This window comes from Aminobacter sp. 01T433, from assembly GCF_056398585.1.
Window position 1 is genome coordinate 149025 of sequence record NZ_JBFTPR010000004.1, and the last position, 16238, is coordinate 165262.

Sequence of the window (16238 nt, forward strand, 5' to 3'; positions counted from 1 at the left end):
TGCCTTGGCGCCGCGCGAAACGGTGTCTCAGCCATAGGGCGACCAGCACTGCCGGCGCGGACCATGGTTGGGCTGGAAGGTGTTGTTGTAGACCGAATACGAACGGTAGCGGTTGTAGCACCAGTGGATGTGGGCGCTCGACAGCCGGACCGGGGCGTAACGCGGCACGACATAGCGGGGCTGCACATAGATCGGGTCATAGTTGTAGGGGCCATAGTAGCCATTGTAGTCATAGGGGCCATAGGCGTAGAGCGGGGCCGCTAGACCCAGCCCCAGACCCAAGGCGAAAGCGTCGCCACCCCAACCGCCATACCAGCCACCGCCATGCCAGCCACCGCCGCCGTGCCACCCGCCGCCGTGCCAACCACCGCCGTGCCAACCACCGCCGTGCCAACCGCCACCATGCCAGCCGCCACCACCATGCCAGCCGCCGCCGCCGCGAGGCATGAACATGGCGCCACCGCCGCCGTGCCAGCCACCATCGTGGACAAGTTGCACCATGCCGTCAAAACTGGCATCCGCCGGGAGCACAGCGTTTTGGGGCTGGAGTGCATCCGGCGTTCCGACAGGTGTATTTGGGAAGTTGAAATGTGGTGCCGAAATCGGACCGGCGAAAGCCGGCAACGGTGTGCCAGCCAGCGCGCCGAGGACGAATAGTCCCGAGCGCGCAACTGCTGAGAATGTATGCGTCATTGCGATCTCCACGGGAACGGCGTCCGTGCAGGTCTGGAGCAGGCCGGGCTACGGCGCACATATAAACGCGTGGCGAGTGCAGACGTTCCAGCTGTTTTGCTTCGCCGTTTCCGCGGATGCGCGTAAAACGGTGTCTCAGCGATAGGGCGACCAGCACTGCTGGCGCGGGCCGTTGTAAGGCTGGAACGTATTGTCCCAGGCGCGATACGAACGGTAGCGGTTGTAGCACCACCGTGCATGTGGCGACGAGACGCCTGAGCGATAGACGCGGCGCGGCTCGTAATAGCGCGGCTGGTAGTATCGCGGTTCGTAGTAGCGGTAGGCCGGGACGCCAAAGTTGAAATAGATGCCGCTGCCGCCGAAATAGTTCGGGCGGTAGGGCCGATAGTGTCGCCGCCAGTTGTCATCGCGCCCACGCCATCCGTCGCCGCGCCAGCCCTCTCCGCGCCATCCCTCGCGGCGATCATAGCGCCGACAGTCGCCATTGCCGCAAAACTGGACGGGCGTCGCTTCCGTGGATACTTGCGGAGCGGCCATCTGGCCGAGCGCCACCGGTCCGGCGGAGGCTGCCAAGGGCATGCCCGCCACAAGGCCGAGGGCAAGCAGCCCCGCGCGTGCGAGCGATGAGAGTTCGCATTTCATTGTCGTCTCCTGATTCCCTAAGGCCCCAGCCCACAGTTTCGATGGAGGTGGCGCAGTTAAAGCCCTTCAGCCTGAACGTGTAATGAACGGACGGGGCCTGTTCCCGGCAGGGCTTGTATTTGGCCTGACATGAAGGCAATGCTCGCGGCCATGTCGCTGCGCCTTGCCACCTTCAATGTCGAGAACCTGATGAACAGGTTCGATTATTCGGGCTATCGCAACCAGCTCAACGAGGACCGAACGCTGGCCTTGTTTGAGATCAGCAGCGAGGCGGAATATCGCTTGCTCGAGCAGGCGCGGGCTATCGCGCATGCCGACGACAACCGCCAGCTGACAGCCTTGGCAATCGCCGAAACCCGGGCCGACATCATCTGCCTGCAGGAAGTCGACAACATCGAGGCGCTTAAGGCCTTCGAGTATGGCTATTTGTTCAAGATGGTGGGGCAGGGCTACCAGCACAAATACACAACCTCCGGCAACGACTCGCGCGGCATCGATGTCGCGGTGATGATGCGGACAGAGACCGCTGGTGGTGAGCCGATCGAGTTCGTGCGCATGACCAGCCACGCGCATGTCACATTCGAGGAATTCGGGCTGCATACGCCGGAGCTTGCCGAACTGGGGCAGGAGCCGTTCGAGCGCATCTTCCGGCGCGACTGCCTGGAGATCGACGTCAAGATCGGTGGCAAGCCGCTGACCATCTATTCGGTGCACTTCAAATCGATGGGGTCGCCGCGAAACGGGCTGAATGGACGCGACGCCACGATGCCGATCCGCGTCGCCGAAGCCAAGGCCGTGCGGCGCATCATCGAAAACCGTTTCGGCAAGGACCATACAGCCGAAAAACGCTGGGTGATCTGCGGCGACATGAACGACTATCGCCAGCGCCTGGTAATCGGTGGTGACGCCTATCAGGGCTACAATTTCACCGTCGCCAACGACAGCGATTCCAGCCTGGACGTGCTGCTTGGCGACGGCTTTGCCGAAAACATCGTCGAGCGGCGACCTGAAATGGAGCGCTGGACGCTCTATCATACGCGCGGACCGCAAGAGCGGCATCTGTGCCAGCTCGACTATATCCTGCTGTCGCCGGCATTGGCGCGCACCAACCCACTGGCCAAGCCCGACATCATCCGTCGCGGCCAGCCGTGGCGCACCATCTTCCCGCCCGGGCAAGAGGTGGACCGATATCCGCGCGCCGGCTGGGACCGGCCAAAGGCCTCCGACCATTGCCCGGTGGCCGTCACCCTCGATATCACCTGAGAGAGCTCGTTTGGCCTTCGACATTCCGCGCAACCAGATCCTGCCTGTCGACGTCGTTGACGTGCGTCTCGATCCCGAGCCGCATCCGTTCGAAATCGACAATGCCGCTGCCATTGCAGCCAACTGGGCGACCGAGCAGGCGCTAAGACCAGCGGTGTTCGACGGCACGGTGGTGCTGCTGTCGGAACTCGCCTATCGCGACAACCGGCTGACCGGGCGCTGCCACGCCATCCGCTTCTCGACCTTCATGCTGTGGCGGAAGCTGAAGCCGGTCACCAGCGCCGAGCACGCTTTCGCCCATGCCATGCTGATTTCGAGCGACAACGCATTGGTGGCGATCCGCATGGGCGCGCACACGGCCAATGCGGGCAAGGTCTATTTCGCCGCTGGTTCGTTCGAGCCCGAGGATTTTTCCGACGGGCAGGTCAACCTCGACTACAACATGGCGCGCGAGGTGCGCGAGGAAACCGGTCTCGACCTTGGCCAGGCCAGCCGCGAGGAGCGCTGCTACGCGCTTTCGGGCGATAGCGGGACGGTGATCGTGCGCTGCTATCGCATGGCCGAGACTGCCGACGAGCTGGCTGCTCAAATCAGCCGATTCGTGGCCTCAGAGACCGATCCTGAGATCGAAGGGCCTGTCATCATCCGCGGCATGCACGATCTTCCGGAGGGGCTGATGCCGCATATGCGCGCGCTTGCGGCGTGGCACTTTTCAAAGAGCTGAACTCGCCGTCAGGTTGCGGCTGACGACCCTGCATGGAAGTCCTTGCTACCCGGCTGCCGTAGCGTCACAAATTGACGCAGCTTCATTGCGGCACTTCGGGGAGATTCGATGGCCAGGCTTTTCACGCGTGTAAACATCTTGTCCGGCGCCCTGGCACTGGCGCTGTTTCAGAGCAGCGCGGCCGGTGCGCTCGACAATAGCAATGCCAGCGCCAAAGTGGTCGTGACACCGCTTGCCTCCACCACAGTGACCGCCAACGGGCAGCCGATCGTGCTGCCGCAGAAGAACGTGCAGGTGTTGGTGTCTTCCTTCGAGATTCCGCCTGGAGCCACGTTGCCGGTGCACAAGCACCCGTCCGCACGCTATGCCTATGTGCTTGAGGGCCAGTTGCAGGTGACCAATGTCGATACCGGCCAGAGCACCAGCTACAAGAAGGGCGACTTCATCGTCGAGATGATCGGTACCTGGCATCAAGGCTCAAATGTGGGTGCCGAGACGGTCAGGCTCTTGGTGATCGATCAGGTCGAGGAAGGCACCTCCAACACCGTGTTAAAGCAATAAGCGACAAGTCCTATTCGTGCCTGAGCGCTTCGATCGGATCGAGCCTGGCCCCGCGAAGAGCCGGGAAGAAGCCGAACACCATGCCGATCAGCGCCGAAAAGCCGACGGCGAGCAGCACCACAGCGAGACTTGGCGCAAACGGGATCGATAGCGCGAGCGACGCGGCTCCGGCCAGGGCCAGGCCGATGGCGATGCCGATCAGACCGCCGAGCAACGACAGCACCGTCGCCTCGACGAGGAACTGAACGAGGATGTGTTTTTCATGCGCGCCGATGGCGAGCCTGATGCCGATCTCGCGCGTGCGCTCGGTGACCGATACCAGCATGATGTTCATGATGCCGATGCCGCCGACAAGCAGGCTGACGCCAGCCACCGCGCCCAGCATGCCGGTCATGGTGGCGGTGGCGCTTGCCATGGCGTCGGCGATCTGGGTCATGTCGCGTACCGAAAAATCGTCCTCGCGGTCGGCGGTGACGCGGCGGGTGTCGCGCAGGATGTCTTCGATGCGCGTCTGAACCACTTGGGTGGGCGTCGTGTCATTGGCGGCGACATAGATCGTTTCGATGTCGCGATTGCCGGCGATGCGGCGCTGGAAGGCGGAGAGCGGCATCAGGACGACATTGTCCTGGTCCTGGCCGAAACCGGAATAACCCTTGGGCTCGAGCAGGCCGATGACCTTGCAGCTCATGCGGCCGACGCGGATGGCGGCACCGTCGGGGTCGCCAGCGCCGAAGAATTGCTGGCGCACGGTTTCGCCGATCAGGCAGACATTGATGCCGCCGCGCACCTCGGATTCGCTGAAGGGACGGCCCGACGTCACCTTCCAGTCGCGGGCGTCGAGATAGGCGTTGTCGGTGCCGGTGACGGAAGTGGTCAGGCTCTCGGTGCCGAAGACGACGCGAACCTGCTTCTGCGACGCGGGAGAGACCGCGCGGACGCCTTCGAGATGCGCGGTCAGTGCCGCCACTTCCTTTTCGCCAAGCGCCCGGATGGTCTGCTGCGGGCCAGAACCCGGGGCGGGAGGACGTCCAGCGCGCACGATCAGCAGATTGCTCCCGAGCTGCGAGATGTCTGCCTTGACCTTGGCCGTCGTGCCGCTGCCGATGGTCAGCATGGCAATGACGGCGGCAACGCCGATGACGATGCCAAGCAAGGTGAGGAACGAGCGCAGCGCGTTACGGCGAACCGAACGAAGGGCGAGGCGGACGGTTTCCCATATCATGGCTATGCCGCCTCGAGCTTTTGGGTGTCGGAGGCGATGTGACCGTCGCGGAAGGCGATGGTGCGGCCGGCATAGGCGGCGATGTCGGCTTCGTGGGTGACCATGACGATGGTGAGCCCGTATTCCTCGTTGAGGCGGGTGAGCAGTTGCATGATTTCGTGGCTGCGGGCGGTGTCGAGATTGCCGGTGGGTTCGTCGGCAACGAGCAGGGTAGGTCGAGTGACGATGGCGCGCGCGATTGCCACGCGCTGCTGCTGGCCGCCTGAAAGCTCGGCTGGTGTGTGGTGTTCGCGGCCTTCGAGCCCGACTTCGGCAAGCGCTTTCATGGCCAGAGCACGCCGTTCATGGGCTGCCACGCCGCGATAGATCAGTGGTAGTTCGACGTTCTCCGCCGCCGTGGTGCGCGGCAGCAGATTGTAGCCCTGGAAGACGAAGCCGATATAGAGGTTGCGCAGCGCAGCGCGGCGGTTGCGGTCGAGCCGGCCCGCGTCTGTGCCCATGAAGCCGTAGCGACCTGATGTCGGCGTATCGAGGCAGCCGACGATGTTCATAGCTGTCGACTTGCCCGAACCGGATGGACCCATGATGGCGACGAACTCGCCCTGGCTGATCGCCAGATCGATGCCGGCGAGCGCGCGGACCTCGGCCTCGCCCTGGCCGTAGGTTTTCCAGACCTTGTCGAAGACGATGAGCGGAGCAGGGCTCATGCCGTCAATTGGCCTTGGCCGACGACGAGGCGGTGATGACCGCATCGCCCGCAGCGAGCCCGGAGACGATCTCGGTGCGTTCGCCGTCCGTTGAGCCAGTCTTGACCCGCATGGCAACCGGTGCGCCGTTCTTGAGCACGTAGAGCGTGCGCGATCCGTCAGCTGGCGTCGAGGTCGGGCGACTGCGGTCGGTCGGACCGCGATTGGGCCGGCCCAGGAACAGGTTCTGCAGGCTGAAGCCCGAGTTGCGCACCGCTGGTGTCGGCCGGTAGCGGAAGGCGGTCGCCGGTACGGTGAGCACGCCCTTGGCCTCACGCGTGACGATCGCGACCGTGGCGGTCATGCCTGGGCGCAGCAGCAACTCGTCGTTTTCGACATCGAGCCAGGCATTGTAGGTGACCACCCCGTCGGTGGTGACCGACGCATAGGCGATATCGCGGATGGTGGCGTCGAAACTGCGGTCGGGAAATGCATCGACGGTGAAGCGGGCGTTCTGGCCCTTTGCCACCGAGCCGATGTCGGCTTCGTCAACGGCTGCCTTGAGTTCCATCTGGGAAAGATCGGCAGCGAGCACGAACAGCACGGGTGCCTGCATGGACGACGCCACGGTCTGGCCCGGATTGACCGAGCGCGTCAGCACCACGCCGTCGATGGGTGCATAGATCGTGCTCTTGGCGAGGTCGGCCTGCTGCAGCTTGAGATCCGCTTCGGCGATGGCGAGATTGGCCGCTGCCATGTCGAGCGCGCTTTGGGCCCGGTCGCGTTCGGCGGTGGCCGCCTCGAGCGCTTGCGTCGTGGCCATGCCGCGTTTCGTCAGCTCCTCGGCGCGGGTGAGAGTCCGGGCGGTCTCGGACAAAGTGGTGCGTGTATCCTCGACCTTGGCGGCAGCGGCCTTGGCTGATGCCTCGGCACGCTCGATCTGTGCCAAAAGCCTGGTTGTGTCGAGGGCGGCGAGCATGTCGCCCTTCTTGACGTGCTGGTTTTCGACGACTGCGACCGAACGAACGACGCCCGACAGTTCGCTCGATATGTCGACCTGGGTGAGGGGCTGGAGATTGCCGGTGGCCGAAACCTTGACGGTCAGATCGCCTGTTGCGGCAGCCTGGGTGGTGTAGACCATCTTTTCGGAAGGTGCCGCGAACCACGAATAGGCGGCATATGCGCAAGCAGCGGCAACCAGCGCCACAAGCAGCCAGAACCAATTCTTGCGCCGACGTGTGGAGCGTCCTTTGCCGTCCAGGCCGAGTGCCGCCTCGATGGAGGGGGGGCTCGCCTGTTCCGCGCGATTTACAAGCTGGTCCAACCCAGATCCCTTCGATGGTTCCAGAAATGAGGTTTAGAGCCTGCTCTAATCCATTTGATCTCGCATGACCCTGTCGGAAAAACGGTCCCACTTTTGAAGAGCATGCATTAAAATCACAGATCGGCTGTATGGACCCGGAATTCAAATTAAATTTCGCTCATGTTGCCGGCTGCGGAAGGAGCAAACATGACGATCGAACGCAAGTATTTCATCTATGACGTCTTCACCGAAGACAGGCTGGCTGGCAATCCGCTTGCAGTGGTGGTCGATTCCAAGGGGCTGAGCTTGGCCGCAATGCAGGCCATCGCCAGGGAATTCAATCTGTCGGAAACGGCCTTCGTGCTGCCGCCGGAAAACCCCAAGCACAAGGCGCGGGTGCGGATCTTCACGCCTGACTACGAGATGCCTTTCGCCGGACATCCGACGGTTGGCACAGCGGTCGCGCTGACGGAGATGGGGCAGGGAGGCGATCTCGCCGGCATCTTCGTTCTGGAAGAGAATATCGGCCTTGTGCGCTGTGCGGTGAACAAGGTCGGCAATGGCCTGTTTGCCGAATTCGATCTGCCCAAGCTGCCCGAGGCGATGCCGCTTGCCGCAAGCGCTGATGCGGTTGCCGCAGCACTCGGCCTTGCGCCACACGAGATCGGCTTCGAGAATCATCGCGTATCGCTGTGGTCGGCGGGTGTTCCCTACATAACCGTGCCTGTGGCCGACATGAAAGCCGCCAGCCGCGTCCGCTTCGACAACGAGGCCTGGTTTGCGTTTTCGCCGCGCAAGAGCGATTCCGCGGTCGCCAGCGCCTATGTCTATTGCCGCGAGACCGTGGGCCACGACAACGCCTTCCACGCCCGCATGATGGTTCCGGGCAGCCCGTCCTATGAAGATCCGGCCACTGGTTCGGCGGCGGCCGCCTTTGCCGGGGCGATCATGCATTTCGACAAACCGACCGATGGTGTGTCGCGATTCTGGATCGAACAGGGAATCGAAATGGGCCGGCCGTCACGAATCAGGCTCGAATTGGACGTCTCAGGTGGAAATCTTGTCGCCGCACGCATTGGCGGGCACGCAGTGAAGACCGCGGAAGGCACTATTCACGCCTGATTTGCAGGAATTTTTGCCGACGTGAAGAAAAAGCGCCGGAGGGGGTGGACAGGGAAAATTGGTATGGCTATATGCCGCCACGGTCGTTGAAACGACTGTGTGGGTGCGTAGCTCAGTTGGTAGAGCAGCTGACTCTTAATCAGCGGGTCACAGGTTCGATCCCTGTCGCACCCACCACTAACTTCCTGAAATCATTTGGTTTTCGCTGATTGGCCGAGTTGTGAGATTGGAAACGGTTTCCAATCCTGAGGCTTGGTTTCCAATTCGCGTTCTGTTCTTGTTCCAGCGCGGGCTATCGAACCTCGCTCCAGCGCGACTCCAAAAGCTTCATTCCATTGCGCGCTAAAACCCTCGTGCGGACCTCGAGACCGTAGTGCCGAACCATCTCTTCGCTCATGTTGCAGATGGCCCCGACCTGCGTTTCGGTGCATCCGACTTCGAGCAGGTTGATGACGGCGTTCTGGCGAATGCCATGGAAGATCAGGCGGTGTTTGAGGAACGGCCTGAACGGCTCAGTGTTCAACATTCGCTGCCAATCTGAGCGGAAGCAAAAGGGCGAGGGGATTGCGAGCCCAGGCGGCTATCTGCGCAGCTTGACGGCGAAGGTCAGCGTCGTTGGGTCGACCGACTTCAGCCGATCGAACTCGCGCCGGCCGGACAGTCCAGCGCAGCGTGTCCATGAACTGCGGGTAGTGGCGCTGCAGCATGCGGAGAAGATTACTAGACGTCATCAACTCTGATCGTGCGCTTGGGGGCATTTTGCGTGCGAATGCCGTCCAAAACGGGGAACGAGCGAATGGCGGCACAATGACCGAGAGCAATCGTCCCGAGCGGGACGCTCTCAGATGGCAATACACGCTCACCGCGAAAATCATCCCGATCGGTTCTTTTTATGGCTTTTCGTCTGTTGGCCTATAACAGTCCCGATAGGGATGAAGAATGCATACGATCATAGACAGCAAAAGCCTTGCCGTTCTGATCCGCAATGAACGCAAGGCGCAGAAACTGACACAGGAGCAGCTCGCCGGACTGACGGGGGTCGGTGCACGCTTTGTGCGCGAACTCGAAGCGGGAAAGGAGAGTTGCCAGATCGGCCGCGCCCTACAGGTGGCAGCGTCTTTAGGCCTCACCGTCTCCGTCGACTTGGGGTATCAATACTTCTTCCATGGTCTTGGACCGTTTTGTGAGCAAGCGGGATTGCCGCGCTAGGTCGCGACAAGCTGACTGAGAAATGGCGACGCCGGGTTTTTGCTTCAAGGTTAGCGACCGTCCGCGGCTCAGTCTTTCAACGGAATTTGATCCAATATCCCTTGCTCGCTGCAAAAGGACTGAAAGGCTTCTCTGGCCTCGTCGACCGGTATCGATCCATTGATCGCAGCCTGCATGGCATTCTCGGCCAGATCGAAGAACGGATTGCGCTTGTCGCGGGGCCACGCTTCGAGAAATTCCACGGCATCAGGGACCGATGCGATCTCGCGTCGCGGGAAGTCGGTCTCTTTGACCCATATGGCTGGTTTGAGTTCCATCACTACCAACGCATGTGCGGGGAGACGGTTGCATGAAGGCGCATCCTGGCGATCTGTGGCGCGACGCGCGGAACAACGTTGAGGCCGAGCAGGCGGTCTTGGGCGCTATCCTTGTCAACAACGCCACTATGGGGCTGTGTCAGGCGACCTGCCGGGAGCCACTTCTACAAACCTATCCATCGCAAAATCTATGACGTGGCAGGCGATCTGATCCGACAGCGCAAGGCCGTCTCGCCCGTCACGCTGAAAACGTTTCTTCCGGCAGGCAGCGGTACCTCGATGCCTTGGCCGAAGCCCGCAATCTCCCGATACGCATCAAGAAATGCAGCGGGTCATTCGACACTGCGAACCACCTTGTCGGTTATGTGAAGCGGTCGCTGGTGCCGATGTGCCGCAAGGCGGGACTGCCAGGGTTGGTCAGCCTCACTACTCGCGCAAGGTGAAGCCGACGGACCCCAAGGCCCATTAAGGCCGCATCGCCGCTGAAATGAACGGTGTCTTCAAGGACGCGGCGGACAAGATGGGCTTCGTCTGGTTCAACCTTATGCAGCACAGCGGCGCCGGGGTGAAGCGCAAGAACCCGCGGCCTATTGATCAGGACATCTTCGGCGGCGAGATGGGCCGGGAGGACTATGACGCGGTGTTCTATCTCTATCGCGGCTGGAAGTACTGGCAGAGCCAGCTTTACGGCGGATGACGCCAAGGACGAGGATCGCATCAACGCTCGGTTTCAGCGCGAGAAGTGGGAGGCCGATCAAGCCGAATTCGGTGTGCTGAAATGACGGTTCGGCGATCCCAGCAGACGATACCGCGTCCGGTTCGAGGCTGAATACACCCGATACGTGTCGATGCGCGAGGATGCGCCGTTCAGCTATGCCCCGGTGACCATCGATCACCCTGACGTGCCGGTGACCGCCGATAACTGCAAAGAGCTTTCGGCCGGTGAAGTGAGCACCGCTGTCAAGCAGGACGAATGGATCGTGCTTCCGCTGATCCTGAAGGACGCCAAGGCCATTGAGGCTGTTGAAACCGGCAAGCGCGAGCTTTCGGCCGGCTATCACTGCGAACTCCGGCGCGGCTATGAGGCGTTGATGGCGGGTAAGATCAGCCGCACCGAGTTCGGCAAGCGGCTGGCGCAGGAATGGGCCTCCTTGCCGGGCTTGGCCCCGACACTGGGCGGCAGCCGCAAGGTATCGCGCGGCCAGTCCTTCTATGCCGGGGACGGGCTAAACATGTCGCTGGTCAAGCCGGAGGCGGTCGAGGCGCTTCTTGATCGGGTGAAAGCGGCGAAAGGCGCCACTCAAAGCACCACCCCGAAACCCAGTATTTCCAAGCCTTTGGAGCCGAAGTCAGCGCCTGCGGTCACCATCGCTGTCGAGCCGAGTTCCGGCTGGCTGTCCCGCATCTTCGCTTGGCTCTTTTCTTGAAAGGATCTCCAAATGCCACAGCAACAGAACTTCATTGGCGGCCTGATCACAGACAAGGTCATCGAGGCGGTCATCGGTAAGGTGCTCGACAAGGTGGCCAGCAATCCGAGAATTTCCCTCGAGCCGAAGGATGTGCCAGCTGTTCGTGAGGTGGTCGCCGAAACCGTCTGCGACGAGCTTGCCGCCCGTGAGCAGCATGCGACGAACAATGAACCCGCCTACCAGTCGCGGGTGGCTCAGGGCTCGCTTGCTTCAAATTCTCGGAGCGCTGGCACTGATTGCCGAGCTATGGACGAACGGCGCGCCGGATGCGCCAACGCTGTACGTCGGTCCGGTCACGATCCTGGCAGGTGCGATCTGGGCGCTCTACGGCCGCTTCATCGCCAAGAAGCCTTTCGGTGCATGATGGAGGGTGAGATGGATTTGAATGCAAAGCCCGCTGACCGTATGGTCGAGTTGCCGGAAAAAACCCGCACCTTTCTCGCGCAGTTGCGAGACGAAGACATCGACACCCTGAACGCCGGCCTGAAGCTCGTCGTTGCCACCATGACTGTGGGGCGCTTCGTCAAATGGCTGATTGTGGGCATACTCGGCATGTTTGCAGGCGTGGTGATGTTTGGCGAATCCGTCGTGAAAATCCTCGCATGGTTCCGGCCGCCGCCTGGGTAACCAGTCACCAGACGTCAGCAATATGGAACCTCGGCTGCCGCCGGACCGTGTCTTTAGAAACGTGCTGTTACATCAAGCCGACCGAAACGGCCACCAAGATGGCAACCAGCGCGATGTACGCATGGTTGGGACGCCGGCAGTAGTTCGCTGGATTTCAGCCCACCAACGCGGTCCCTCGTGGGTCTCCCAAGGCCGCAGGTCGGGGGCCAATATATCAACGAGTTGCGCTGCGACCTTGTTCCAATCTTCCTGAAGTTCTTCCTTGGACCAAGAATATTGGAAGCCCCATCCAAAGGCGAGATCTTTGGCCCTTTGCCGCGAGCGAGCTTGTTCGTAGCGCAAATGGGTGCGTTGAAATCCCAGATATTTGTAATGAAGTAAAAGCAGCTCGTCGCGTGCAGGAGCAACGACATTCCCTAGTGGCGATGCGGTGTGCCTCCCAGGGGCAAAATGGGTCGCCTCGATATCGTCCGGCGAGAATATGTTCATCTTGTTCATCAAAGACCATGGCGCCCCCATGGTGATTGTATCGCTTAGGAGGCTGCCTCGAAGAGGAAATTGTTCTGACATCATTTGAAATCCAAGAGCGGGGACAATTGTCACGCCTTGGTTTTTCAAGGAAAGCAGATAATTCTTGAGATTGGGATGCCATAGATGCTCGTCGACATCCGTCACGATCACCCAGTCAGCTATGCCACGACTCTCTTGCCAGCAGTTCTCCAAGACAGCGAGGCCAGAGGCCACACGAGACTCGGGGTCGCTGTATGGCGGCATCGGCCGGATTTCGACCTTCGGATTAGAACGCAAGATATCCAGGGAAGCATCTGTCGATCCGTCGTCGAACACGATGTACCGTTGAACAAGACGATCGTAGTGCCGGAACATGAATCCCAACATGTCGGCGTCATTCCAGCATCGCGTGTACAAATCGACTCTCATCGAGACCTTCTCGGCGCACGCCCTGGGTTTCACTGTTGCGATCCTGCGCCAAATCAATCGCCCAACACTGCATTGTTTACAATTGCAAATATTACGCTAAGGACGCGGATAAAAATCGGGAATTCATCCTCATGTCGACGATTGGTAAAAGAGATCCTCAAACTGTCCATCCGGGCGGACACAGGGCTGCATCACCGAACATCGTCGGTGTTCAAATCTACGAGCTTGGCAATGTCATCACTCGCAGTGGATTCATGACCGAGGTTTTCCGGATGGATTGGTCCGTGATTGGAATCTCTGTTCGTCAGATCAATTGGGTGCAGCTCAGTCCGGGCGCCGTCACCGATTGGCATGCCCATTCTAAGCAAACCGACCATCTCGTCGGGGTCGGCGGCAACATCAAACTTGCGCTCTGGGATGGCCGGGAAGGGTCGCCTTCAAACGGCGCAACCGACGTCGTGCGCATTGGCGCTATTCGCCCAGTCCTGGTGATCGTGCCGCCCGGCGTTTGGCACGCGCTACGCAACGAGAGCGGCGAGCCTGCAGGCTATCTTAATGTCATCGACGAGCTTTACGACCACAATGACCCGGACAATTGGCGGCTTTCGCCGCGTTCGGCGGAAATTCCGGATATTCTCTGAAGGACAAATTGCGTGGCAAACTTCGGAGATGCATTTCGCCTCACGTTAATCACAAACGATCCGGTCTTAGCTGCGAAGGGCGACCACAGCGGCGTCAATAGGGTAGGGGTCGACCTGGAGGAACTCGGCAAAGCCGAGCGCCAGGTGGGTCAGAATTCGCGTCTCTCCGGTCACAATGTCGAAGACCTTGCCGTTGTCGCCAGATCGCTTCGGCGGGCAGAGTCTTTCGTTCGCCTTAATCCTCTCAACTCCGATACGCCGGCAGAAATCGAGGCGGTGCTGCGCTACGGCGCGAAAGCTCTCATGCTGCCATATTTTCGAACGGCAGGTGAAGTCGAGACGTTTGTTCGGCTCGTCAACCAACGCGCGTCCGTGACAATCCTGGTTGAGACAGCGTCTGCGATTGTACGAATTCGCGAAATCCTTGCGGTGCCCGGTGTTCAGGAAGTTATGATCGGTCTCAACGACCTCCGCCTCGAACTCGGTGTGCAAAGTCATTTTGAGGTTCTGGTTTCGCCTATCTTGGATATGATCGCGAATGAGGTCCGGCGAACGTCATTGGCCTTTTCGGTCGGCGGCGTGGCACGTATTGACGATTTGTCCCTTCCAGTCAGCCCTGACTTAGTATTTGCGCAGCTCGCTCGACTCGGTGCGACTGGGGCTTGGATATCGCGGTCTTTCTTTCAACATGCGCCGCCAGACTGGGATTTTGGGAAAGCGATTTCATCCGTTCGGCAGCGGCTCACTGAGTGGGCTGCGGCATCCCCTGAAACGTTGGAACGTGCGCGCGCTGAGCTTTCTGAGCGTGCTCGTGAAATCGCAGTTAGCCGGCGACCGGGATAGCGGAAATGGCGACCAAGTCGTCCGATCCGGTTGCTCATCCTGCTACGCATTTTCTGAGCTGCCCTGCTGCCGAAAGGTGGCGGGGCTTTTTGTGTTTGGGCTGACGAGCGGGCTTCAGAACCTGACACTAAGATCGAGCTTGGCGCCGTTGTCGGAAACGCCCGAGCCGAATTGCCCGGTATAAGAAACACCGAGCTTCGCCATAGGCGCGATGTTGAAGTCGAGCCCTGCCTCGAGGACCGCGGCATCCTTGGCGATCGGCACGCCACCGACGGTGAAGGCATTGCTGCCGGCAAAGGCCAGGATCGACAGTGGCGTCACATCGCCAAAGGCGTGACGCCAGCCCAGCATTCCGCGGGCTGTTGCGTTGATGGTGCCGAGTGCAACGTCGATGTCCTCGCCAGGTCGACGACAAGAGCGTGCCGTTCATGTCGTTCAAATCGGCGGCCTCTAAGCTGCTCGGCGACAAGACGCCTGCCAACAAGGCTGAGATCATTGCTCGAAGAGCTCGCTTCCCAACCGTGACCAATGGGCCCGGCGAACTGCCGGGCCTGACTGCCTGATTATGCAAGCCAAGGGCTAAGTGCGGTAACGCACCTGCCCAAAAGGCTAGCGCGCCGGATCAACAATTCGATCGGGTGTCCGCCCTTCCTCTCCACGGTTCGTTCCGAACAGGTGTTCCGGAAGGCTACGAGGAGTCGCGTAACTTCTAAGGCACCACGGACAGCGAGGAGCAGCGCGTGGAATGGGTCCTGCACAAGACTGACAGAACCGACGGACAATCATTTTGTACCTCCTTGCGCCCTGTTCGGTGGACCGAGAGCGCTTATCTCATTGCTGGGGCGCCGGTGGTGGCGCCACCCACACCATCAATGTGATTGTCACGAAATAAAGGCGCTAGGCCTTTGGTCGCAAAGACAAAATGCCTCATGAGCCTTCGTCAAGATAAGGATCTGGTATGGCCGGCTACGGAACGAATGAAGGCTTCACAGTCTATGCGACCGCCGCCGGCTATACCGTGCCAGCTGGCGACATTGGCGCGGCCCGCCAGCGAGGCACCACCTACGTCGAGGGCAGTTGTGGGCTGCGGTTCTCAGGAGTGCCGACGAGAGGCGCTGAGCAGGACCGGGCATGGCCCCGCACCGGTGCTTCGGCATTCGGTGCGGGGCTCGCTTCCGATTTGATCCCGCTGCGCGTCGTCAACGCCTGCTATGAGCTTTGCTCGAACTGAGGGCACCGGGTTCGCTCTCGGTGGTCGCCGACCCAGCCAAGCGCGTGAAGCGGCAGAAAGTCGATACCGTCGAGCGCGGGTTCTTTGATCAGGGCGAACAGTCAACGGGTACGATTGCCGGCCCTGTAGTTTCGGTCATCGACGGGCTGCCGGCTCCGCTTCTAGAGCCGACACCCGTCGGCATGGGCATCTTGGTGGTTTAGCTATGCCTTCGGTTGCCGTCCGGCTCGCTTAACAGGCGTCTTCTCGGCAGGCTTGCGACCAAGTCCGAGGCTCTTCGCCAATTCTGACCGCCTTGCCGAGTAGCTTTGGGCTACCATTGGGTAATCTCTCGGCAGCGACCACTTGGCGCGATATTCGTCAGGGGTCAGACCCAATCCCGAAAGATGCCGCTTAAGCGTTTTGTACTGCTTACCGTCTTCCAGGCTGATGATGTATTCGGGCGTGACCGTCTTCTTGATGGGCATCCGAAGTGTGAGTTCTTCCGCCGGCGCGGCTGGGGTACCGAGCTTGTCGATGCTGGAATGGATCTGCGCAATCAGGCCTGGAAGCTCTGCGACTGGCAATGGATTGTTCGAAACATACGCTGCGACAATGTCAGCGGTGAGCTCAATGAGCTGATTGCTAGAATTCGGAAACTCGGCGGACATCAATACTCTCCAAATTAATATTCCGCGATGTCGCCTACCTGAGATTCCAGTGCAGTGGAACCCTGGTACTTAGAGAACTATGGATCATATGGCCGG

The 16238-nt window shown here is 60.5% G+C and carries 24 protein-coding genes and 1 tRNA gene; 15 read left to right on the forward strand and 10 right to left on the reverse strand.

Features of this window, described 5'->3' with window-relative positions:
* Window positions 1–27: 27 nt before the first annotated feature.
* On the reverse strand, window positions 28–693 hold the full coding sequence (locus AC1DLV_RS08105; protein ID WP_476799048.1) for a BA14K family protein: 666 nt from the start codon (window positions 691–693) through the stop codon (window positions 28–30).
* Window positions 694–828: 135 nt separating this feature from the next.
* Window positions 829–1335 carry a BA14K family protein gene (locus AC1DLV_RS08110; RefSeq protein WP_476799049.1) on the reverse strand — a complete coding sequence of 169 codons (507 nt, stop codon included), beginning with the start codon at window positions 1333–1335 and terminating at the stop codon, window positions 829–831.
* 150 nt (window positions 1336–1485) lie between these two features.
* Here AC1DLV_RS08110 and AC1DLV_RS08115 point away from each other — a divergent pair, with 150 nt between their 5' ends.
* From AC1DLV_RS08115 to AC1DLV_RS08125, 3 genes are all read left to right on the forward strand, one after another.
* Window positions 1486–2598 carry an endonuclease/exonuclease/phosphatase family protein gene (locus tag AC1DLV_RS08115; RefSeq protein ID WP_476799247.1) on the forward strand — a complete coding sequence of 371 codons (1113 nt, stop codon included), beginning with the start codon at window positions 1486–1488 and terminating at the stop codon, window positions 2596–2598.
* 10 nt (window positions 2599–2608) lie between these two features.
* Window positions 2609–3322, forward strand: a complete 714-nt coding sequence (locus tag AC1DLV_RS08120; protein WP_476799050.1) for a hypothetical protein — start codon at window positions 2609–2611, stop codon at window positions 3320–3322.
* 108 nt (window positions 3323–3430) lie between these two features.
* Window positions 3431–3883, forward strand: a complete 453-nt coding sequence (locus AC1DLV_RS08125; RefSeq protein WP_476799051.1) for a cupin domain-containing protein — start codon at window positions 3431–3433, stop codon at window positions 3881–3883.
* Between the two features lie 10 nt (window positions 3884–3893).
* On the opposite strand, the gene AC1DLV_RS08130 is transcribed toward AC1DLV_RS08125, so the two are convergent.
* The 3 genes from AC1DLV_RS08130 to AC1DLV_RS08140 are packed head-to-tail and all read right to left on the reverse strand — an operon-like array spanning window position 3894 to window position 7115.
* Entirely contained in the window at window positions 3894–5105 is a 1212-nt protein-coding gene (locus AC1DLV_RS08130) for an ABC transporter permease (RefSeq protein ID WP_476799052.1), read from the reverse strand.
* Between the two features lie 2 nt (window positions 5106–5107).
* The gene (locus AC1DLV_RS08135) at window positions 5108–5812 is read right to left on the reverse strand and encodes an ABC transporter ATP-binding protein (RefSeq protein WP_476799053.1); all 705 of its coding nucleotides are present in this window, start codon (window positions 5810–5812) and stop codon (window positions 5108–5110) included.
* A 4-nt stretch (window positions 5813–5816) separates the two neighbouring features.
* Window positions 5817–7115, reverse strand: a complete 1299-nt coding sequence (locus AC1DLV_RS08140; protein ID WP_476799054.1) for an efflux RND transporter periplasmic adaptor subunit — start codon at window positions 7113–7115, stop codon at window positions 5817–5819.
* Window positions 7116–7301: 186 nt separating this feature from the next.
* Here AC1DLV_RS08140 and AC1DLV_RS08145 point away from each other — a divergent pair, with 186 nt between their 5' ends.
* Window positions 7302–8216: a PhzF family phenazine biosynthesis protein gene (locus AC1DLV_RS08145; RefSeq protein ID WP_476799055.1), complete on the forward strand. Its 915-nt coding sequence runs from the start codon at window positions 7302–7304 to the stop codon at window positions 8214–8216.
* Window positions 8217–8317: 101 nt separating this feature from the next.
* Window positions 8318–8393: transfer RNA gene (locus AC1DLV_RS08150), tRNA-Lys, on the forward strand.
* 115 nt (window positions 8394–8508) lie between these two features.
* Here AC1DLV_RS08150 and AC1DLV_RS08155 read toward each other — a convergent pair.
* On the reverse strand, window positions 8509–8742 hold the full coding sequence (locus AC1DLV_RS08155) for a hypothetical protein (RefSeq protein ID WP_476799056.1): 234 nt from the start codon (window positions 8740–8742) through the stop codon (window positions 8509–8511).
* A 413-nt stretch (window positions 8743–9155) separates the two neighbouring features.
* Between AC1DLV_RS08155 and AC1DLV_RS08160 the strand changes: the two genes are divergently transcribed.
* Window positions 9156–9425 (forward strand): helix-turn-helix domain-containing protein, encoded by a 270-nt coding sequence (locus AC1DLV_RS08160; protein ID WP_476799057.1) that lies wholly within the window; start codon window positions 9156–9158, stop codon window positions 9423–9425.
* Window positions 9426–9493: 68 nt separating this feature from the next.
* Here the strand turns inward: AC1DLV_RS08160 and AC1DLV_RS08165 are convergent, their stop codons facing one another.
* Window positions 9494–9742, reverse strand: coding sequence for a DUF982 domain-containing protein (locus tag AC1DLV_RS08165; protein WP_476799058.1), 249 nt, complete (start codon window positions 9740–9742; stop codon window positions 9494–9496).
* 111 nt (window positions 9743–9853) lie between these two features.
* Here AC1DLV_RS08165 and AC1DLV_RS08170 point away from each other — a divergent pair, with 111 nt between their 5' ends.
* The 4 genes from AC1DLV_RS08170 (at window position 9854) to AC1DLV_RS08185 (ending at window position 11838) form a co-directional block, all read left to right on the forward strand.
* The gene (locus tag AC1DLV_RS08170) at window positions 9854–10111 is read left to right on the forward strand and encodes a DnaB-like helicase N-terminal domain-containing protein (protein ID WP_476799059.1); all 258 of its coding nucleotides are present in this window, start codon (window positions 9854–9856) and stop codon (window positions 10109–10111) included.
* Between the two features lie 118 nt (window positions 10112–10229).
* A complete protein-coding gene (locus AC1DLV_RS08175; RefSeq protein ID WP_476799060.1) occupies window positions 10230–10439 on the forward strand; it encodes a hypothetical protein in 210 nt (69 codons plus the stop codon).
* A gap of 151 nt (window positions 10440–10590) precedes the next feature.
* Window positions 10591–11169: a DUF2213 domain-containing protein gene (locus AC1DLV_RS08180; RefSeq protein WP_476799061.1), complete on the forward strand. Its 579-nt coding sequence runs from the start codon at window positions 10591–10593 to the stop codon at window positions 11167–11169.
* Between the two features lie 12 nt (window positions 11170–11181).
* Window positions 11182–11838: a hypothetical protein gene (locus AC1DLV_RS08185; protein ID WP_476799062.1), complete on the forward strand. Its 657-nt coding sequence runs from the start codon at window positions 11182–11184 to the stop codon at window positions 11836–11838.
* 72 nt (window positions 11839–11910) lie between these two features.
* Here AC1DLV_RS08185 and AC1DLV_RS08190 read toward each other — a convergent pair whose 3' ends face one another.
* Window positions 11911–12735: a glycosyltransferase family 2 protein gene (locus AC1DLV_RS08190; protein WP_476799063.1), complete on the reverse strand. Its 825-nt coding sequence runs from the start codon at window positions 12733–12735 to the stop codon at window positions 11911–11913.
* A 173-nt stretch (window positions 12736–12908) separates the two neighbouring features.
* On the opposite strand from AC1DLV_RS08190, the gene AC1DLV_RS08195 reads away from it, so the two are divergent.
* Both AC1DLV_RS08195 and AC1DLV_RS08200 read left to right on the forward strand, forming a co-directional pair.
* Complete coding sequence (locus tag AC1DLV_RS08195; RefSeq protein ID WP_476799064.1) at window positions 12909–13418, forward strand: cupin domain-containing protein; 510 nt, start codon at window positions 12909–12911, stop codon at window positions 13416–13418.
* A gap of 12 nt (window positions 13419–13430) precedes the next feature.
* A complete protein-coding gene (locus AC1DLV_RS08200; RefSeq protein ID WP_476799065.1) occupies window positions 13431–14261 on the forward strand; it encodes an aldolase/citrate lyase family protein in 831 nt (276 codons plus the stop codon).
* Window positions 14262–14375: 114 nt separating this feature from the next.
* On the opposite strand, the gene AC1DLV_RS08205 is transcribed toward AC1DLV_RS08200, so the two are convergent.
* Window positions 14376–14654 (reverse strand): autotransporter domain-containing protein, encoded by a 279-nt coding sequence (locus AC1DLV_RS08205; protein ID WP_476799248.1) that lies wholly within the window; start codon window positions 14652–14654, stop codon window positions 14376–14378.
* Window positions 14655–14689: 35 nt separating this feature from the next.
* Between AC1DLV_RS08205 and AC1DLV_RS08210 the strand changes: the two genes are divergently transcribed.
* The 3 genes from AC1DLV_RS08210 to AC1DLV_RS08220 all read left to right on the forward strand — a co-directional run bounded on the left by AC1DLV_RS08210 (window position 14690) and on the right by AC1DLV_RS08220 (window position 15695).
* A complete protein-coding gene (locus tag AC1DLV_RS08210; RefSeq protein ID WP_476799257.1) occupies window positions 14690–14824 on the forward strand; it encodes a hypothetical protein in 135 nt (44 codons plus the stop codon).
* Between the two features lie 395 nt (window positions 14825–15219).
* On the forward strand, window positions 15220–15492 hold the full coding sequence (locus AC1DLV_RS08215) for a DnaT-like ssDNA-binding protein (RefSeq protein WP_476799066.1): 273 nt from the start codon (window positions 15220–15222) through the stop codon (window positions 15490–15492).
* Window positions 15480–15695 (forward strand): hypothetical protein, encoded by a 216-nt coding sequence (locus AC1DLV_RS08220; protein ID WP_476836144.1) that lies wholly within the window; start codon window positions 15480–15482, stop codon window positions 15693–15695. Before AC1DLV_RS08215 ends, AC1DLV_RS08220 begins: the two co-directional genes overlap by 13 nt.
* Here the strand turns inward: AC1DLV_RS08220 and AC1DLV_RS08225 are convergent, their stop codons facing one another.
* Complete coding sequence (locus tag AC1DLV_RS08225; protein WP_476799068.1) at window positions 15696–16142, reverse strand: Ros/MucR family transcriptional regulator; 447 nt, start codon at window positions 16140–16142, stop codon at window positions 15696–15698. It lies immediately after the preceding gene.
* Between the last annotated feature and the right edge of the window lie 96 nt (window positions 16143–16238).

Bases quoted from the DNA above. Each gene is read 5' to 3' on its own strand.
- AC1DLV_RS08185 (WP_476799062.1), top strand. From the start codon at position 11,182: ATGCCACAGCAACAGAACTTCATTGGCGGCCTGATCACAGACAAGGTC.
- AC1DLV_RS08225 (WP_476799068.1), bottom strand. From the start codon at position 16,142: ATGTCCGCCGAGTTTCCGAATTCTAGCAATCAGCTCATTGAGCTCACC.
- AC1DLV_RS08105 (WP_476799048.1), bottom strand. From the start codon at position 693: ATGACGCATACATTCTCAGCAGTTGCGCGCTCGGGACTATTCGTCCTC.
- AC1DLV_RS08110 (WP_476799049.1), bottom strand. From the start codon at position 1,335: ATGAAATGCGAACTCTCATCGCTCGCACGCGCGGGGCTGCTTGCCCTC.
- AC1DLV_RS08195 (WP_476799064.1), top strand. From the start codon at position 12,909: ATGTCGACGATTGGTAAAAGAGATCCTCAAACTGTCCATCCGGGCGGA.
- AC1DLV_RS08125 (WP_476799051.1), top strand. From the start codon at position 3,431: ATGGCCAGGCTTTTCACGCGTGTAAACATCTTGTCCGGCGCCCTGGCA.
- AC1DLV_RS08215 (WP_476799066.1), top strand. From the start codon at position 15,220: ATGGCCGGCTACGGAACGAATGAAGGCTTCACAGTCTATGCGACCGCC.
- AC1DLV_RS08145 (WP_476799055.1), top strand. From the start codon at position 7,302: ATGACGATCGAACGCAAGTATTTCATCTATGACGTCTTCACCGAAGAC.
- AC1DLV_RS08180 (WP_476799061.1), top strand. From the start codon at position 10,591: ATGCGCGAGGATGCGCCGTTCAGCTATGCCCCGGTGACCATCGATCAC.
- AC1DLV_RS08165 (WP_476799058.1), bottom strand. From the start codon at position 9,742: ATGGAACTCAAACCAGCCATATGGGTCAAAGAGACCGACTTCCCGCGA.
- AC1DLV_RS08160 (WP_476799057.1), top strand. From the start codon at position 9,156: ATGCATACGATCATAGACAGCAAAAGCCTTGCCGTTCTGATCCGCAAT.
- AC1DLV_RS08155 (WP_476799056.1), bottom strand. From the start codon at position 8,742: ATGTTGAACACTGAGCCGTTCAGGCCGTTCCTCAAACACCGCCTGATC.
- AC1DLV_RS08115 (WP_476799247.1), top strand. From the start codon at position 1,486: ATGTCGCTGCGCCTTGCCACCTTCAATGTCGAGAACCTGATGAACAGG.
- AC1DLV_RS08130 (WP_476799052.1), bottom strand. From the start codon at position 5,105: ATGATATGGGAAACCGTCCGCCTCGCCCTTCGTTCGGTTCGCCGTAAC.
- AC1DLV_RS08210 (WP_476799257.1), top strand. From the start codon at position 14,690: ATGTCGTTCAAATCGGCGGCCTCTAAGCTGCTCGGCGACAAGACGCCT.
- AC1DLV_RS08175 (WP_476799060.1), top strand. From the start codon at position 10,230: ATGAACGGTGTCTTCAAGGACGCGGCGGACAAGATGGGCTTCGTCTGG.
- AC1DLV_RS08190 (WP_476799063.1), bottom strand. From the start codon at position 12,735: ATGTTGGGATTCATGTTCCGGCACTACGATCGTCTTGTTCAACGGTAC.
- AC1DLV_RS08135 (WP_476799053.1), bottom strand. From the start codon at position 5,812: ATGAGCCCTGCTCCGCTCATCGTCTTCGACAAGGTCTGGAAAACCTAC.